The sequence below is a fragment of the Actinomycetota bacterium genome (assembly GCA_018334075.1).
GTDB lineage: Bacteria > Actinomycetota > Coriobacteriia > Anaerosomatales > UBA912 > JAGXSC01.
This window is the reverse complement of the sequence record JAGXSC010000012.1, coordinates 1-16,758: the sequence shown is the minus strand read 5'-3', so window position 1 is coordinate 16,758 and position 16,758 is coordinate 1. Positions and strand designations below refer to the sequence as shown.

Here is a 16,758-nt window from a genome sequence, read left to right as displayed (position 1 = left end):
CGCGTCGTACCGGCCGCGGCCTGCAGCCGCCGCCACCAAGGCCCGGGCGCAAAGCGAGGCGTACTTGGCGGCGACTGCGGCTTTGCCGGCGCGGGAATCGCTGTTGGCGACCACGGTGACTTGCGCGCCGGCAAAGCGTAGCGCGCTCACGTGACGCGCGACGAAGCCGCCGAAGGCGGAGGCGGGCGCGGGGGGCCACATGTTGCTGATCACGAGGAGCTTCGGCGCATCACTTCGCGGGTGCGAGTGTTTCATCAGTCCGCGAGGTTCTATCGGAACTTGCGCCGGCTCCTTCACCAATGAGAACGCGAATGACCCAGGCGTCTGCAAGCAGCCTCCCGCCTCCAAGCGGTTCTTTCGCCAGCATCCGGCTTATCCAGCTTGCCTTCCACATCGCGGTCAGGGCGCTATCGATCGCACTGTGCGCTCTGCCCAGGAGCGAGCGCCCCCAAAGGCTATCGCGGTTGGGATGAGTCACGCGCTCCTTAGGAGCAAGCTCCCAGAAACGCGAACCGTTGCCGGCCTGCATTCCCGCAAGAACAAAGAAGAACACCGCAGCCTGAGGATGCTGAAACGCGTTGCTGGTAAATGCGTTGAGCGCAAAAGCCACAAGTCCGGCAGTCATCGCTGCATTGAACAGCCTGGCTTTCGTGTCCCCGCCCATTCGAACAGTGTAAAAGGCACCCATCCGGCATGTCTTGAACACCAGCCACGCGAACGCCAGCCCCCCGATAATGCCTATCTCGGCGGCAAGTTGAAAATAGGACTGATGCGCCCCGTAAAAAAGAAATCCGACGTTATGCTCCGGGTTCGTAAGCACCGCTGACGTAAAGGCATCATAGAACCGTCCGGCACCGATTCCAAATAATGGACGCTCGGTAATGGCGTCTCCGGCAACCCGCCACAGGCCCAACCTGAAACCCGCTGATCCCTCCAGCGCCACAAGTGAGATCATGCGCTCGGCCACGCCGGGAAAGAGCAGCATCATCGACCCGCCGCCTATAGCGAAAGGCAGGACCAGCCGGGAATCTATTATCAGCAACGCGATCGCAAGCCCTATAGCCAAGGCGATCCAGCTTCCTCTTGTGTAGGTCAAAAGGAGCGCCATTACTTGCGCTACCACAAAGAGAAGCGCCAGGCCGCGCAAGGGTCCGCGCTCCGTGAAGAGGAGCGCCAACGTTACGGCTATCAGAAGAACAAGATATTCAGCATAAAAATTGGGGTTACCAAAAGTCGAGAACACTCGGGTCGCAACATCGGCACCCATACCTTGCATGCCTAAGAACTCAGTCGGATACATGTATTGATAAAAACTGTAGGCCACAGTCATGGATCCCGCGATTGCCAATATCCACGACATCACGCGAAGACGTGTTTTTTCAGCCGCGACAGTGGCCACAACGTACACAAGCACAATGTAGGCGGCATATCGCGACCAGGTCGCCAGCACTTCCGGCTGGGCCCCTGTAAAGATCGCCGAGACAAGCGCCCACCCAAGAAAGAGAAAAGCGGGAACCTCGATACCTACACGAGGCAACTCCAGACTGCCAAGCTTTGTCAACAAAGGGATAGCAAGCAAGATCGCGATCGGTACACTTAGGATGACTTTATCCAGTGGGACTCCGGCAAACACTTCCCGACCTGGAGCCAGCGGCACCAATACCAGCACAAAGGACAGGCCGAAAAGCGCCAGCCATCCCGCCCGGTCAGCGGGTGTCGCCCAAAAACTCATCAGTCAACCTTTTCTACCGAAATAATACGTCCTGACATTTGAAAGAGTGGGAGTAAGACCTCCAATACCTGCCCTTGGCGAACTCGCTCATCCCCTATGCTTGCAGCCATATCCGTGATCGAGCCCCTTCCTCGAATCACAAGCTCGACGTCGTTCGTCGTATCACTCTCGACAATAACAAGACTGTCGCCAATGAGCACCTCACGCTGAGACGGCCGTATCGTGTATGAAGCCACGGTACCCATGACTCCGATGCCGCCAAATCTACTGACCTCATCTCCAACTGAGATCAAGTGCTGATTAAAACCACTTGGTGTGGATCCTAAAACCACCACCTCGATGGTATCCTGACCCGAGGAAGTGTCGGATGCGACCGACGAGCGGTCAAAAAGAACTGTGAAAAGCACGGCTGCCAACGCAATGGCTAAGATGATGGCGGCCAAATCCACAGGATTGATCAAACCAAACAAGCGCCTCTTTTTATCGAACACTTCCAACGTAAAAACCTCCTCAGTAAATGGCATAGAGCGCCGCGAATAGCATTTGCATAATAAGCAGCGAACGTCACTTTAGCAGCCAGCGCTTAATCAAGCAAAGCAAACGGGTTTACATCACGGTAACAACCCTGAAGCTTGGCCGCTGACATCGTGGGCCACAACGGCGGATCCTCCGCCGATCGCCACCTTCTCAATCGATTTGTTGTTCTCCTTGATCCGGTTGGAAGTCGCCACGTTCAAGGCGCGTCCATTTGTAAGAAACAAAAGTCCATCGAATCGACCCACATAAGAACCCAGGCACAGTGCGTCGGCAAGATTTATCCCCGAGGCGATGCCAACCCTTTGCCAGGCGGCCCCCGTCGAAGCGGCCAGGTCCGCAAGCCTGATCGAGGTCTCGAATCGGTTCGAACCCGCGGCGCGTGTCACCGGCAAGCCTAAATTGTCTCTCAGAAAAGTTTCGACTTCCGGCGCCACCACAGACGTACCTCCGGCCACCCACACAGCCGGCTTAGGGGCACCGCCTGTGATTGCGCTGATCGTATCGGCCACCATAGGCGGAACCTGGTTGCTTTGCACATAGAGGATCGGCCACCGCCGGCCATATGCGATAGCGCTTCCAGCCGCCGCGTCAGCCAGCGCCGAGCCATTGGTGACGATAATTCCACCATCGTATGAGGGGCCAAGCACCCTTTTTATCTCGGAGGCAACCTTTGCCGAAGTCTCGAATCGGTCGTCCCCCGCCAACCGGGTCACGTCTGCGTTACCGAAAATCGCCTTAAGCCGATCTTCCACCGCCGAGGAGACCACGGATCGCCCTCCGACTATGACAGCCTTGTCAAAACCATTAGCGGCGTTTCTAAGCCACGCCTCTGTCGCGGCGGGTATGGAATCCCTTCTCGTGAGTATCAATGGTGCATCGTGGGCTCCGGCTATACCTGAAGCTACAAGCGCGTCAGCACCGTCGCCGCCGGCTACTACGACATAACCACCTGGGCGCGGATATCCGCCGGCCGCTTTGGCGATCGCAAGCGATGTGGCAAAGCGATCACTGCCTGCATGACGTTGCACTCGCGGATCGAGCACTACCTGCCCTGATGTCAGGGGACTCAACGATGTCCTGATGCCCTTGCCTTGACCTCGCTGCACGAAAGCGTGTTCCACATAGCGTCTCTGGTAGTCAGGGTAGGTAGTGACATATTCCACTTCGACCCTGTAAGTCCCGGCAGCCAGTCTCCGTGTGACATATGAATGCGCGTATCGCTGCTTGGCGCCAGGCTCCACGCCTATCTTGTATCTAGTGGAGGAACTGACAAGGCGACCGGAAGGATCGAATACTCTAAAGCGCATCGTCCCCGTAACACACACATTGCCAGGGTTGTGGATGAATTGATGCGCGTATATTCCGTCTTGATAAACGTTTATGCTTGCATACGTACGCCCATCACGAACCAGGACTCCCGGTCTTCCTCCGCTACCTCCGGCCCAAAGTATCGCAGATTCGACCCATGCTCCCGCTATCTCCAATTGCCTGACTCCCGTGGAGACGGTTTGATGCCCACTATCATCCTGGTTGAGCAGATAATCAGCTATCGAATGATAGAAATATACCGTGCGGCCTTTCAGGTAGGTTGTCCTGACCCCGCCTGCGCCATTGACGATCGAATAGTTCGTTGAAAGGTTCGGGCTGGTCAGCTGGGTGAGATTCATGAATTGCACGGCATTGTTATTGTTTTGAAGCAGTCTGACATACTCTATCCACGCTCCGGGTGCCTGATTTCGAAACAAACTCATGTCCAGACTACTCAACCCACGAGCACGCAATATTGACGCGGCACCTGTAACCACAGGGTCATCTGCGGCCGCCGGGCGATTGACAAACCGAAAAGCCCCGACGTCATCGATGAAATATGTTTGATAAGCCTCGGACGGCGGCCCCCACTCCCAGCCCTGGTGATTCATTATGTAGACCCAGTGATCGTCCCTCTCAGAACCGCCTACCCCCGGCGCCACTCTCGGAGAGGCGAACAACACAACGAATCCTCCTCCGTCAGCGACATATTGCGTAACGGTTCTGGCGGCTTGAGGCGACATTGCAAACACATAGGTAGCAACAATAACGTCATACTGCGCGAGCTTGGCGGGATTCTCCAGGTCTTTGTCGTACACCCACTCGACATCCCAGCCACGCCCTTGCAAATACCCCATGACCCGAAGTTGCTTCTCGAGTATCCCGTATCCTCGATTGTACCGATTAACCCAGTCTTGACTGGACTGAGAGTAGATTACGCCAACTTGGTAGTCAGCAGGGGGAGAATAAGCGGCATGCGCGCTCGTTGCGGTAATCGCGAAAACAAAAGAAATGAAGGCGACAAGAATCAAAGAGCGGATTGAAAACCGATCCATACCAGATACCTCAGTTCTTCTTTGCTTTCGCCATGACGCTTCGGCGTTACATCTATCGATACTGGTGTATCGGCGAGAAAACCTGTGCTCTTAAAGGTCTCCTACTCCAAAACCCACTCGATCTGCCCCTGAACCCATCCGGAGAGCGCTCCTTCACCACCGGCGATGAAAACTCGATTGATACCGGTGGCTCGAGCGGCAAGCTCGGTGCGGGTTTCTGTCGGAAGCTGCCAGGAGCGCACAAACAAAAGCGGATTGCGATTATGCCCCGTCAGTGGGCCGAAAGCTAGCGCATCAACAAATGTATCGCCAGAGGCGACATAGACGCTCCCCATATTGAACCTCTCGTTGGCCACGAGGTACCTTGCCAGCTGTGTTGTAGTCTCAAAACGATTGGCGCCACCGGCTATCCTTCTCGCGCCAGGCAGCGCGCTTGCCACACTCTCGCCCACGACCCCAGTGCCTCCGATCACCAGACTCTGCTGCGGATCGATCCCTCTGACAGCATCTCTGGATGCCTGGGGGATTGAGCCTGCGCGCGCAAGTATGACCGGCAGCTTTCCCGCGTAAGCAAATCCGGCCGCCGCGATGCCGTCAGCTATACTTTCACCGCTTACCACAATCACTCTGGTCGCATGTACCAGGCGATCGACCTCCAAAGCGACATCTCTGGCGGTCGCAAAGCGATCTGACCCGCCGAGTCGCCGAACGCTGGTTACGCCCTCAATCCGACGCAGGCCTGCTTCCACCGATTCGCTGACGACACCCGTGCCGCCGACGATTATGACGTTGGACACTCTAAGCCTTCTGATCTCGGCCGCCGTTGAAGCAGGAACGACGCCCTGCTCTACCATCAATATCGGCGCTCCGCCAACCGCGCCCGCGAGTGAAGAAGCAGGCAACATATCAACTGGTGCATGCCCATTGACTATGATTGCCGCCCTCGCCGGTACGCGACCGGGGGTCGCCGGAGGAGCGAAGAGTCTTGTTGAAGCTGCCACCGCGGTCGCGAAGCGGTCTGACCCTGCTATCCGCGAAGTCTTGGGATTCACGTAAAACCAATGATCACCCCAGCCAAAAGCATTCCTGAACAATCTCTGGACTTGTGATCTGGAAAGAGTCTGGGAAGATGGAGTTCCACCTCTTAGCACTACCTCTGTCGGTCGACCCGAAACACCACGACGGGTCACCTCTATGCCTGTCAGTGGATTCGGAGTTAGAGTAGAGCTGGCCCCCGCGCTTAGCAATCGATCTCTGACTTCAGTAGCGGTAAAGGTCTGTTGCAGCCAGCTATGGCGCGCTGCGCCCGCATTCACTTCATAGGGGTCGGGCACGCCGCGCAGATGCGGTAACGCTGAAACCCACACATTTTCGCTGTTTTCGGTGTGTCCTCCGGAGGTCGACATGTAAAATGTGCGGGCAATATCATTCGGATGAGTTGAGCTCTCATGCGTGACCACTCGACCCCTTGTCGCGTCCACTGCACTGTTTGAGCGGGAGTGCTCATGCGCTGTGGTATTCGCCCGATTCTCACCTCGAGAGTGTCCGCCGTATACCTGACTTTCAACCGTGCTATAAAGCTCACCAGACCCGGATGTCCACGAGTAGCTTCTCGCCGCGATAGCTTGCGCTTTCAGCGCCTCTGAATGCCAGCTCGCCGGCATCTCGCGAGGAACCACGCCGTATAGATATTCCGACATATTCACGCGGTTGATAAGCTTGATTCTGCCGGCGGAAGCCGTCAGGCGCAGCTCACCCCTGAAACGCACGAAGCGGTGGCTGTATTGTCCTGTCCCTTCACTCACCTGAGTCAACCGAGGGGTTCCGCCATCCCCCCAAACCACGACGGTGCCGGTAAATGTACGCGTCTGGCCATCTGGAGCCCTAAAAATGATACTCGAACCTGAAGCCGTAAAGCTCGACCACCCATCAGGGAAGGTCGTGGTCAAGCCGCCTGCACGAACCGCAAGCCGAGAACCGACGTGTCCAGGTCGAAGGGTCCACACCAAGCGCGTGAAGCCACTGTTACCGCCGTCATCGTAATTCGCCGCTCCGTCCAGATTGACATCACGAGAAGGCTCAGGTAAAACCGTCGAAACCGCTGTGCGGGCATCGGTCCCGCCCGATCCATAGTAGTGCCTCAGTATCTGGACGTACCCGTAGCCCGCCTCGGCAAATCCTCTAGCGCCATGTTGGCTCATGCCAACACCATGACCAAATCCTCTGCTTATGAAGGTGAAGTTCGTTTGCGCAAAAGCCGGTAAAGGCGCTGAGCCTGTCAGCACTATCACCGCAAGCAAGGCGCAAAGCACGTTTTTCCACCAAAACCCACGCAAGTAGGTAGCCATATTATCGCTCCTCCGGGGCTTACGAAGCATTCTTCGGGTCTTCTACTATCACTCTCAAGTCTACTATCACTCCCGAGTCGCCCTCTGTGGGACAGCGCTGGAGCCCGAGTCCCAATCCCTGCCGACAACCACTAGCACCTCTGAGTCAAAGGTATACATGCCTCGATAGTTGACTGATCTACCCTGTCCCAAGGCGGCTATGACCATTTCGGCCTTGTGTTCATCTTCGCCCTTGTAGACCACAAGCGTTTCGTCGTAGACAAACTGATTCATATTTCCAACCTCAACAACGTCATAACGTTCCGCCCTAAGCCGACCTGCAGCGTTATCGGCTACTCCCGCAACTCCTGCGCCATTGCGCACAGAAACAGAAATCTGCTCGGGAGTTATCTGATTTGCAGCCAGATCCGCCTCCGGTGTAAGCGTTTGTCCTGACTTGATCCGCTCCAACAATACAGCGAAAGCCTCCTCGTCAGCCACGATGAAGGAGCCGTTGCCTATTCTCTCGGGCGAACCCGGCATCGTCACTGTTTGCAGCGCAGAATCTTCCATGCCCCGCATCTGGTTGGCCAGGCCTGCAAGCTCGCCGACTGACATATCCGTCGTTACCTGCTCGGCAACGGCATTGGCAAGTGATGGAAGTCTCAGGGCGTTCGCCGGCTTGAAAGACTCGTTGAGAAGAGCACGCAAAAACTTCTGCTGGTTTTCGATACGCTGGAGGTCGCCGGTAGGAAAGTTCCGGGATCGAACGAACGTAAGAGCCTTCGCTCCATCCAGACGCTGCTCACCAGCCTCTATCACCGACGCGGATCTAACATATGCGGCGGCCTCCATATCGTTTATCCGCTCCGGAACATGAACTGTCACGCCACCTAAGGCGTCCACGATCTCCCTGAAGCCGGCAAAATCAATCTCTATATAGTGGCTTATCGGCAGTCCGGTAAACTCTTTCACCGTCTCAATAGCCAGTGCAGCGCCTCCATAGGCGGTTGCCGCGTTGATCTTTGTCTTTCCGTGGCCAGGTATCTCCACGTAGGTATCGCGCGGAATTGAGAGCAATATGGCCGAGCGCTGCTTCGGATCTATCCTGCCCACAATAATCGTATCAGCGCGGGATTGCTCCCCCTCCTGCCGGCTATCCACTCCTACCACCAAAGCGTAAAACGGATCGTCCCGCTCGATCGTCTTGCCCCGATCAAGCAGTTCTACCGCCCGGTCATCCTCGGCAATGCGGCCTTGAAGCCTGTCGTTTATATCACCGATGAACAGCAAGCCAACTACCATGCCGATAAGGGCGATGACGCCAAAAGCCGCACCAAAGGCGATGAGCCTCTTTCGAAGCTGCATCGACCTGCGGCGGCGCGCGCCGAAGTCCTGTCTGCCCCTTCGGCGTGATTGCTCGGCCGTCGATTCAAACGATGTGGATTTAGGTTGAAGTTTTTCGATGCGGCTCGGACGCCTGGATCTACTTCCACGCGGTGGCCGACCGATAAATTGGTCACTCATACACTGCCCTTTACTAAAGCTATATTTCTTTCGCGACTGCGGCGATTCTGTCTACCAGCTCACCGACGTCCCGAAAACTGCGCGTGTGCGTTTGTCCCTTCTTTTCCAGCTTGATTTCGCTGGCTTGCTTCGGCAGGCTTAATCTGCCCTGCGCGATCAAATCCTTGTCTACAGCTCCCATGACTCCGCTAAACACAGTATAAGCCGGCGTGCCAAGCGCAGCTGCCTCTCTGTTCAGTGTACCCCCGCCCGAAACAACCAAGTCGGCATAGTATATAAGACTCTGCGCGTCCACAACCTTCTCCGGGATGATGAGGTTTTTCGCACCTATCGCTTCGACGCCCGCGCGCTGCTCCGGCGTTCGAAGCAAAACCACTCCTTGAAGATCATCACGGTTGGCAAGCATCCGAAGAAACTCATCGAACAGGGTGTTTTCCATTCGATGGTACGCCGCCATCGAAGGCGGTGTTCTGAGAACAACCATAATTTTGGAGGGATCCAATCCCAGCTCATCGATAACTTGAGGATCTGGCTCGAAGTCAGCCAGGTAATACTCCTCCTTGAGCCCTGGATAGCGGTCGACCTTCTCGGGGCGTCCGCCGTATTGGAGGAGCGCTTCCACCGGAATCGCATCCGGTATCAGGGACTTCGTCGACAGACGCACATTGATCGAGTGCGAAAGCCGGGCAAACTCGTAGTCGAACATCGTGACGTGCGGAATGCCCAATAGCCGAGATGCCACCGGCAGATCATTGCTCGCATGTGACAGTGCCAGGTGAAAGCCACGTCCTGCGCCAAATTTGAGCATCGCGGCCGAACGTGCAGCCATTCCCCACGCCTTCATCAGCGTGTGCTTTCCCCTGTGCCTGCCGATAAGAGTGTGCTCTATCCCGAAGCGCTCAAGCAGAGGCACAGTCTGAGCGAACTCGCGCGCGGTAACAGACACTTCCCAGCCGCGCCTTCTGAACTCGGCGATTATGGGGCGCAAAACCAAGACGTGCGGAGAGTTGGTCATATCGACCCACAAACGTGGACCGCTGGAGGAGCTCCTAGGCACTAGTTGCCTCCGAACCTTGCCTGAATAGCTTCGACTATCTGCTCCGCGGCGTTGCCGTCGCCATATACGGAGGGCCTTGAGTGCGGTCTGGCCATAGATGACACGGCGGCTGTAATCCTGCGACTATCCGCCCCGACCAAAGTGTTCCAGCCCAGCTCAACCGTCTCGGTCCACTCGGTCTCTTCCCGCATGGTCACACATGGCACGCCAAAGAAGTATGCCTCTTTTTGCATGCCGCCAGAATCAGTGAGAACACCCTTTGCGCTGCGCAGCAAAGATACGGTGTCGATATACGCGATCGGAGGAACCACGGTCACATTCTCGGCGGAGTTGACGAGATCGCTCAGGCCAAAATCCTCCAGGTTCTTTGCTGTTCTGGGGTGCAGCGCCCACAAAACCGGAAGATCGAGCTGCGAAAACGCCGTAATAATCTCGTGAAGCCTAGGCTTGCTGTCGCTGTTGCCAGCCCGGTGCACCGTGGCGAAATAGTACTCACCGGGCTTGACGCTATAGCTCTCGAGCGCTTGAGACGGATCGACATGCTCGGCGAAGAACCTTGCTGTATCCAGCATAACGTCTCCGACCAGATGAACGCCTTCCGTGATACCTTCGGCCTGGAGATTCGCGACCGAAGTCCGCGTGGGACATAACAGTATCTCGGAGAGGTGGTCGACCAATACCCGGTTTACCTCCTCGGGCATCGAGCGGTTGTAAGACCGAAGCCCCGCCTCCACATGCGCCACGGGTATGCAGAGTTTGGCGGCGGCCAGGCCTGCTGCCAGGGTTGTATTGGTGTCACCATAGACCATAACGAGGTCTGGGTTCTTCTCTATGAACAGCTCTTCGAGCAATGGCATCATCTCGCCGGTCTGCCGAGCGTGAGTGCCCGATCCAACCGCCAGGTTGAAGTCCGGCTTTGGGATGCCGAGCTGCTCGAAGAAGACATCGCTCATCGCGTAATCATAGTGCTGGCCGGAGTGCACGAGTATCTCGTTGTGAGACTCACGCAACGCGCGACAGACGGGTGCGGCCTTCACGAATTGCGGGCGCGCGCCTACGACTGAGATAACAGTAAGCCTTCTCATCAAAGAGCCGCCTTCGCAACGCTTACGACCTGCTCGATCTGATCCCGGGTGATGCCAGGAAACGCAGGAAGCGCGAAGGTCCGAGAGTTGCACGACTCCGCCACAGGCAAAGACGGCCGGATGTAGCCGGGCTGTTTTGTGAAAACCTCCTGCTCATGCAGGGCAAGCGGGTAGTAAAGCGCAGTGCCTATTCCCGCCGAGCCTAGGGCCTGCATCACCTTTTCGGCAGCTTTTGCGGACTCGGCCTTGACGATGTAGAGGTGATAGACGTGATCCCCGAAATCGCGAGAGATCGGCAACTCCAGCGCCGAAACATCGCTTAGCAACTCGTCATAGATAGCAGCCGCCTCCCGACGCAGCGAATTCCATCTATCCAAATGCGGCAGCTTCACCAGCAATATGGCGGCCTGCAGAGCATCGAGCCTGCTGTTGGTGCCGAAAGTGTCGTGAAAGTATTTTTTCGTCGTGCCATGCTGTGCGAGACTCCTGATTTTGGCTGCCAGAGCTGCATCGCCGGTGGTAACGATGCCACCATCTCCGGCACAGCCGAGGTTCTTGCTGGGAAAGAAAGAGAACGCGGCGGCATGCCCCAGCGAACCAGCCTTCCGCCCCTTGTATGTCGCGCCGATCGCTTGGCAGGCATCCTCGATCACAATAAGGTTGTGCGCCTTTGCGAGTTCGAGCAGCGGATCCATATCCACGCACTGCCCGAAGATATGAACCGGCATTATAGCCTTGGTGCGCTCGGTAATCGCAGCCTCGACCTTCGAGACGTCAATGTTGTAAGTCCCCTGCTCGATATCGACGAAAACCGGAACCGCGCCGACGTGCGCGATGGCCTCAACGGTGGCGAAAAAAGTGAATGGCGTAGTGATGACCTCATCGCCTTTGCCAATCCCAAGCGCCGCCAGCACAAGAAAAAGCGCGTCCGTTCCATTGCCGCAAGCTACAGCGTGATCGGTGTCGCAGTACCGCGCGATCGCGGACTCCAACTCCTTGACCTTTGGGCCTCCGATAAAAGCGGCGTTTTCCATCACTTCGCCAATGGCTGCGTCCAGATCCGCCTTGAGTTCAAGATACTGGGCTTTCAGGTCAAGAAGAGGTACTGCCATACAATGTCGCTCCTTATGGGTCCGTATGAAGAACAACTCATATTATCAGCTATCGCAGCGTGGTGAGCTTCAAGTCGTCAACCGGTTGTTACCGAGTTTCCGGATTGTCCAGCAATTGCTCCCGGGGAACCTCGCGAACAGGTTTGGCTGGCACCCCCATCACGATCGTACGCGGCGGCACATCTCTCGTCACCACCGAGCCGGTAGCGACGAACGCCTCCTCGGCTATCTCGATCCCGGGAAGAATATGCGCGCCGCCACCTATACGGGCTCCTCGGCGTATAGTGCAACCACGAAGGTGCTTGAACCTCTCTTCCGTGCGGCCCATGAAGTTATCGTTGGTGGTCACCACCATCGGCGCGATGAAAACGTCCTCTTCGAGAGTGACGTAAGCGGTGATATACGCGCCGCTTTGGATCTTGGTGCGCGACCCTATGACAGTATCGTTTTCGACCGTCACCGCCCGGCCGATGACAACCCTGTCACCTATGGCACATCGCTCCCGAACGCCTGCGTTGTCCCCGATGACGCACCCTTGTCCGAAGGTGGACCCGGCCATCAGCACGGTGTGGCTGCCAACAGAGCAGCCTGCCCCAAGCCGAACGGCGTCTAGCTTTTCGCGCTTCGCGGTCGAAGACGCCGACAAGCGAGGGCGCCTGCCTATGACCGCGAAGTCTGCCACATGAACACCGGCATCGAAAGATGCGCCTTCGCAGATAGTCACGTGGTTGCCGATCGAGCAGTTATCGCCGATTCTGGCTCCCTCTTCGATGACCACAAACGAGCCAAGCGCGACTCCGGCGCCTATCGTGACGCCTTCGCCGATCACCACGCCCAGGCCGTGCGAGAAGCCCTCCCCAAAAGTCGCACTACCCGGGATGTGTAAACCGTGGGCCACCTGTATCAGACCTCCATCTTCGTCGATACCGGCGTGCCAAAGCCTCTCATCGACTCGTCCACAGCCTCGAGCACGCGAACCACACTGAGTCCCGCTCGACCATCGCTTTTCGGCGCCTCGCCATTGCGGCAACAATCGAGGAAGTGCTGTAGCTCGATAGAGAGCGGCTCTTTCATCGGGACCCACGGCACATTAATGTCCCCGAAGCGCAAGGTGAGATCCTCGCCGTAAGCCATCGCGCTTTCCGGCTCGCCAAGGCCGCGGTCGTATATCCATATCTTCTCGGTCGCCTGCATGTCGTCGAAGACGAGCATCTTCCTCGTGCCGACCACCGTGAGCTTTCGCACCTTGTGCGGATCAAGCCAGCTCACGTGAATGTTGGCCATCCTCCCACTAGGAAAGTGTAGGTTCGCAAAGACGGTGTCTTGCACTCCGTCGGTCACGTACGCGGCCCCGTTCGCACTGACGTAATCGGGATTCTCGCCGAGAAGATAGAGTGCTATCGAAACGTCGTGGGGGGCGAGCGACCAAAAGGCGTTCTCTTCGGTCCGAACTTTGCCGAGGTTCAGGCGCTGCATATAGAGGTAGAGCAGCTCGCCGAGCTCCCCTGAGTCTATGCACTGCTTGATCCACTCTATGGCCGAATGATAGACCATCAGGTGCCCGACCATCAAAGCGACTCCCGCATCTTTTGCGGCCATCACGAGCCTCTCGGCATCGTGGCTAGTAAGCGCTAGCGGCTTTTCAACAAAGCAGTGCTTACCCGCGGCGATGACCTTGCTCGCGATCGCGAAGTGACTCGGCGCGCTAGTGACCACGAAGACGGCTGCGATGTCGTCGCGCGCAAGCATCGCGTCAAGATCGGTTGTGACCTCCGCATAAGGGTATAGCTCGGCGAATCTCGCAAGATTGCGCTCATCGGTATCTACAGCAGCAACGATTTCGGCATCACTGAGCCTGTCGAGGTTCCTGACCACGTTAGGGCCCCAATACCCAAAGCCAACCACTCCCACCCTGACCGGAGCGCTCACAGCAGCACCACCTTCGGATCCTCCGGCACCTTGAGCGCGTTTCGGGTATCAAGCACGAGCGAGGCCTCGCGTCTGACCAGGTCGTAATCGACGCCAGCGTGGGCGGTGATCAAGAGCACGACATCTGCCGAGGAGACCTCCTCGGCGGTCAGCTCGACCCTTTCGACGCGATCTCCACCAGGGCAAAACTCAAGCACGTGCGGGTCATGGTAGACGACTTCGGCGCCTTTTTGCCTGAGCAGCTCGACAACGATTATCGCCGGTGACTCCCGCATATCGCTGATATCAGCCTTATATGCCACGCCGAGGACGAGGACTCGCGATCCGTTAAGCGACTTGCGCTGTCGGTTGAGCGCTTCCATCAAGCGCTCGATGACGTAGTAGGGCATGGACTCGTTGATCCGACCCGACAGGTCGATAAACTCCGTCCGAAAGTCGTACTGGCGCGCCTTCCACGATAGGTACAAAGGGTCGATCGGAATGCAGTGCCCACCAAGACCGGGGCCAGGGTAGAACGGCATGAAGCCAAAAGGTTTCGTCTTGGCCGCGTCGATGACCTCCCAAAAGTTGATGCCCATGCGATTACACAGAAGCAAAAGTTCGTTTACGAGCGCGATATTCACGCCCCTGAATGTGTTTTCGAGCAGCTTGGTCATCTCGGCGGCTCTGGTAGATGACACTGGGACAAGCGTGCCGATGAAGCGTCCGTACATCGCGACAGCAAGCCGGGTGCACTCCTTGGTGACTCCGCCGACGACCTTTGGCGTGTTTTGCGTCTGATAGGTGGGATTTCCCGGATCAACTCTCTCCGGCGAGAAGGCCAAGAACAGGTCGACGCCGACCTTTCGGCCGCCGCCTTCAAGTATCGGCAAGATCACCTCTTCTGTGGTGCCGGGATATGTGGTTGATTCGAGCGTCACGAGCGCTCCGGCCTTGAGGTGCGGGGCTATCGAGCGAGCGGCCGACTCCATATACGAGGTATCGGGCTGCTTCATCTCGTCTAGGGGGGTGGGCACACAGATCGCAATCGCGTCACACGACGCCATCGCCGAGAAGTCCACGGTTGCGCTGATCAGGCCCTTTCCCACAAGCCCGGCGAGCTCGTGCGCGTCAACGTCCGAGATGTAATTCTCGCCGCGGTTCAATTGCTCGACCCGCTGCGCCGATACATCTACACCGATAACCTTGTGGCCGGCCTTCGCCATCTCGACAGCGAGCGGAAGACCCACATAGCCGAGACCAACAACCCCGAAAACGGCGGTACCGTCTTTCAAGCTTTCGTCCAAAGACATCGCCCGCTATCATCTCCATTCGATCAATCGACATAAAGGACCCAGCACAGCCCCCATAGGTTCCGTGGCTGGTCCATTTCGGCGTGAACCGAATTATTTTATCGCAAACATCAGCTCGCCAGTGCACACAATTTCGCCATCGACAGATGCGACGGCTTCTCCGAACCCAATCGCCCCTCGGCTTTTGGTAATTCGGCACTCAAGGATCAGGGTATCACCTGGCCGGACCTGCTTTTTGAACCTGACCTTGTCGATTCCAGCGAAAAACCCGATCTTCCCGGCGTTTTGAGGAAGCGAGAGCAGAGCCACGGATCCGACCTGCGCTAGAGCCTCGATGATGAGCACCCCCGGCATCACGGCATAATCCGGGAAGTGTCCCGCAACCCAGAATGCATCCTCGGCGACGAAAAGTTGGCCTGTTGCCCGCTCGCCCGGCAGGAGATCACTCACCTCATCGACGAGCAGAAAAGGCTCACGATGCGGGATTATGGCTTTGATCGCATCTGTGTCTAACATGCGTCCTCCTTCATGACTACGGTTTCTATATCCGCGCCCAGCGCCCGTAGCTTTTCGACAAAGCGCTCGTATCCGCGCTCAATATGATAGGTATTGGTCACTACGCTCTCGCCATCGGCTATAAGGCCGGCGAGCACAAGCGCCGCGCCGCCTCTGAGATCCGGCGCACAAACAGGCGCTCCAGAGAGTCGATCGACCCCTCGGACCAGGGCATGGTGACCCTCGACACGAACATTCGCGCCCATCCTCGAAAGCTCATCTGTGAGCATAAAGCGATTCTCGAATACGTTTTCGGTAATAACGCAACTGCCATCTGCAACTGACATCAAAACCATGAACTGTGCTTGCATGTCAGTGGGAAATCCAGGATGCGGAAGTGTCTGCACGTCGACCGCGGTCGGAACGGGGGGTCCGGTCACCGTTGCGCCATTGTCATGAATCTCGATAGAGCACCCGGCCTCTCTCAGCTTGAAAAGCAGCATGTCGAGATGGGCAGGATCGAAGCCCCTCACCGTAACAGGCCCCTTCGCCAGCGCCCCTGCAACCAGAAAGGTACCGGCCTCTATGCGATCTCCGATGACCGTGTGCTCTTTTACCGGAGCCAGCTCTTCCACGCCGTCGATGACAAGCTCGGAGGTTCCAATTCCCTCGATACGGGCGCCCGCTTTGACAAGAAAGTTTGCCAGATCGACTATCTCCGGTTCACGGGCGGCGTTTTCGATAGTGGTCTTTCCCTGAGCCAACACAGATGCCATAAGCAGGTTCTCGGTAGCTCCGACACTCGGAAAATCAAGTATGACGTGTGCGCCGCGGATTCCCTCAGGCGCGGTCGCGTCTATGAAACCGTGACCGAACTCGACGTGGACACCAAAGGCCTCCAGCCCCCGGAGATGCATATCGATCTTGCGAGAACCGATCGCACAACCCCCGGGCATCGCGACTCTCGCCTGCCCACATCTGGCCACAAGGGGACCAAGAACCGCTATCGAGGCTCGCATCCGGGAGACCATCTCGTATGGCGCCTCGACGGAGGTCAGGCTCGTCGCGTCGATCACGAGTTCGTGCGAGGTTCTGGTGACCTTGACCCCAAGACCGCCGAGAACCTCGGTCATCGTATGTACGTCGCTTATGTCCGGCACGTTGCTTATGCGCGAAACACCTTTGGCAAGCAGCGACGCGGCCATTAGCTTGAGCGCAGAGTTCTTTGCGCCCTCGACGAAAACCTCACCTGAGAGCGGGGACCCGCCACGAATGACGATTGAACGCATCGGCTTCCTTTCC

13 protein-coding genes are annotated in these 16,758 nt (G+C 57.1%); all 13 read right to left on the bottom strand.

All coding sequences use genetic code 11. The features are described 5' to 3' along the window. Positions 1–229: 229 nt before the first annotated feature. The 13 genes from KGZ89_02625 to murA all read right to left on the bottom strand — a co-directional run bounded on the left by KGZ89_02625 (position 230) and on the right by murA (position 16,745). Positions 230–1,732 (bottom strand): O-antigen ligase family protein, encoded by a 1,503-nt coding sequence (locus KGZ89_02625; protein MBS3973748.1) that lies wholly within the window; start codon positions 1,730–1,732, stop codon positions 230–232. Continuing rightward, positions 1,732–2,229: a DUF4330 domain-containing protein gene (locus KGZ89_02620; GenBank protein ID MBS3973747.1), complete on the bottom strand. Its 498-nt coding sequence runs from the start codon at positions 2,227–2,229 to the stop codon at positions 1,732–1,734. The genes KGZ89_02625 and KGZ89_02620 overlap by 1 nt, the downstream gene beginning before the upstream one ends. A 114-nt stretch (positions 2,230–2,343) precedes the next feature. Next, on the bottom strand, positions 2,344–4,632 hold the full coding sequence (locus KGZ89_02615; GenBank protein MBS3973746.1) for a cell wall-binding repeat-containing protein: 2,289 nt from the start codon (positions 4,630–4,632) through the stop codon (positions 2,344–2,346). A 101-nt stretch (positions 4,633–4,733) separates the two neighbouring features. Next, on the bottom strand, positions 4,734–6,980 hold the full coding sequence (locus KGZ89_02610) for a SpoIID/LytB domain-containing protein (GenBank protein MBS3973745.1): 2,247 nt from the start codon (positions 6,978–6,980) through the stop codon (positions 4,734–4,736). Positions 6,981–7,046: 66 nt separating this feature from the next. After that, on the bottom strand, positions 7,047–8,486 hold the full coding sequence (locus KGZ89_02605; GenBank protein MBS3973744.1) for an LCP family protein: 1,440 nt from the start codon (positions 8,484–8,486) through the stop codon (positions 7,047–7,049). A gap of 19 nt (positions 8,487–8,505) precedes the next feature. After that, the gene (locus KGZ89_02600) at positions 8,506–9,543 is read right to left on the bottom strand and encodes a DUF354 domain-containing protein (GenBank protein MBS3973743.1); all 1,038 of its coding nucleotides are present in this window, start codon (positions 9,541–9,543) and stop codon (positions 8,506–8,508) included. Continuing rightward, on the bottom strand, positions 9,543–10,628 hold the full coding sequence (gene wecB / locus KGZ89_02595; protein ID MBS3973742.1) for a UDP-N-acetylglucosamine 2-epimerase (non-hydrolyzing): 1,086 nt from the start codon (positions 10,626–10,628) through the stop codon (positions 9,543–9,545). The genes KGZ89_02600 and wecB overlap by 1 nt, the downstream gene beginning before the upstream one ends. Then, on the bottom strand, positions 10,628–11,740 hold the full coding sequence (locus KGZ89_02590) for a DegT/DnrJ/EryC1/StrS family aminotransferase (GenBank protein MBS3973741.1): 1,113 nt from the start codon (positions 11,738–11,740) through the stop codon (positions 10,628–10,630). Before KGZ89_02590 ends, wecB begins: the two co-directional genes overlap by 1 nt. Before the next feature lie 88 nt (positions 11,741–11,828). Further along, positions 11,829–12,578 carry an N-acetyltransferase gene (locus KGZ89_02585; protein MBS3973740.1) on the bottom strand — a complete coding sequence of 250 codons (750 nt, stop codon included), beginning with the start codon at positions 12,576–12,578 and terminating at the stop codon, positions 11,829–11,831. A gap of 65 nt (positions 12,579–12,643) precedes the next feature. Continuing rightward, on the bottom strand, positions 12,644–13,669 hold the full coding sequence (locus KGZ89_02580; GenBank protein MBS3973739.1) for a Gfo/Idh/MocA family oxidoreductase: 1,026 nt from the start codon (positions 13,667–13,669) through the stop codon (positions 12,644–12,646). After that, positions 13,666–14,961: a nucleotide sugar dehydrogenase gene (locus tag KGZ89_02575; GenBank protein ID MBS3973738.1), complete on the bottom strand. Its 1,296-nt coding sequence runs from the start codon at positions 14,959–14,961 to the stop codon at positions 13,666–13,668. The genes KGZ89_02580 and KGZ89_02575 overlap by 4 nt, the downstream gene beginning before the upstream one ends. 93 nt (positions 14,962–15,054) lie before the next feature. Then, on the bottom strand, positions 15,055–15,477 hold the full coding sequence (gene fabZ / locus KGZ89_02570) for a 3-hydroxyacyl-ACP dehydratase FabZ (protein MBS3973737.1): 423 nt from the start codon (positions 15,475–15,477) through the stop codon (positions 15,055–15,057). Further along, positions 15,471–16,745 (bottom strand): UDP-N-acetylglucosamine 1-carboxyvinyltransferase, encoded by a 1,275-nt coding sequence (gene murA / locus KGZ89_02565; GenBank protein ID MBS3973736.1) that lies wholly within the window; start codon positions 16,743–16,745, stop codon positions 15,471–15,473. The genes fabZ and murA overlap by 7 nt, the downstream gene beginning before the upstream one ends. Positions 16,746–16,758 lie beyond the last annotated feature (13 nt).

Bases quoted from the DNA above. Each gene is read 5' to 3' on its own strand.
- wecB (MBS3973742.1), bottom strand. From the start codon at position 10,628: ATGAGAAGGCTTACTGTTATCTCAGTCGTAGGCGCGCGCCCGCAATTC.
- KGZ89_02625 (MBS3973748.1), bottom strand. From the start codon at position 1,732: ATGAGTTTTTGGGCGACACCCGCTGACCGGGCGGGATGGCTGGCGCTT.
- murA (MBS3973736.1), bottom strand. From the start codon at position 16,745: ATGCGTTCAATCGTCATTCGTGGCGGGTCCCCGCTCTCAGGTGAGGTT.
- KGZ89_02605 (MBS3973744.1), bottom strand. From the start codon at position 8,486: ATGAGTGACCAATTTATCGGTCGGCCACCGCGTGGAAGTAGATCCAGG.
- KGZ89_02610 (MBS3973745.1), bottom strand. From the start codon at position 6,980: ATGGCTACCTACTTGCGTGGGTTTTGGTGGAAAAACGTGCTTTGCGCC.
- KGZ89_02615 (MBS3973746.1), bottom strand. From the start codon at position 4,632: ATGGATCGGTTTTCAATCCGCTCTTTGATTCTTGTCGCCTTCATTTCT.
- KGZ89_02590 (MBS3973741.1), bottom strand. From the start codon at position 11,740: ATGGCAGTACCTCTTCTTGACCTGAAAGCCCAGTATCTTGAACTCAAG.
- fabZ (MBS3973737.1), bottom strand. From the start codon at position 15,477: ATGTTAGACACAGATGCGATCAAAGCCATAATCCCGCATCGTGAGCCT.
- KGZ89_02575 (MBS3973738.1), bottom strand. From the start codon at position 14,961: ATGTCTTTGGACGAAAGCTTGAAAGACGGTACCGCCGTTTTCGGGGTT.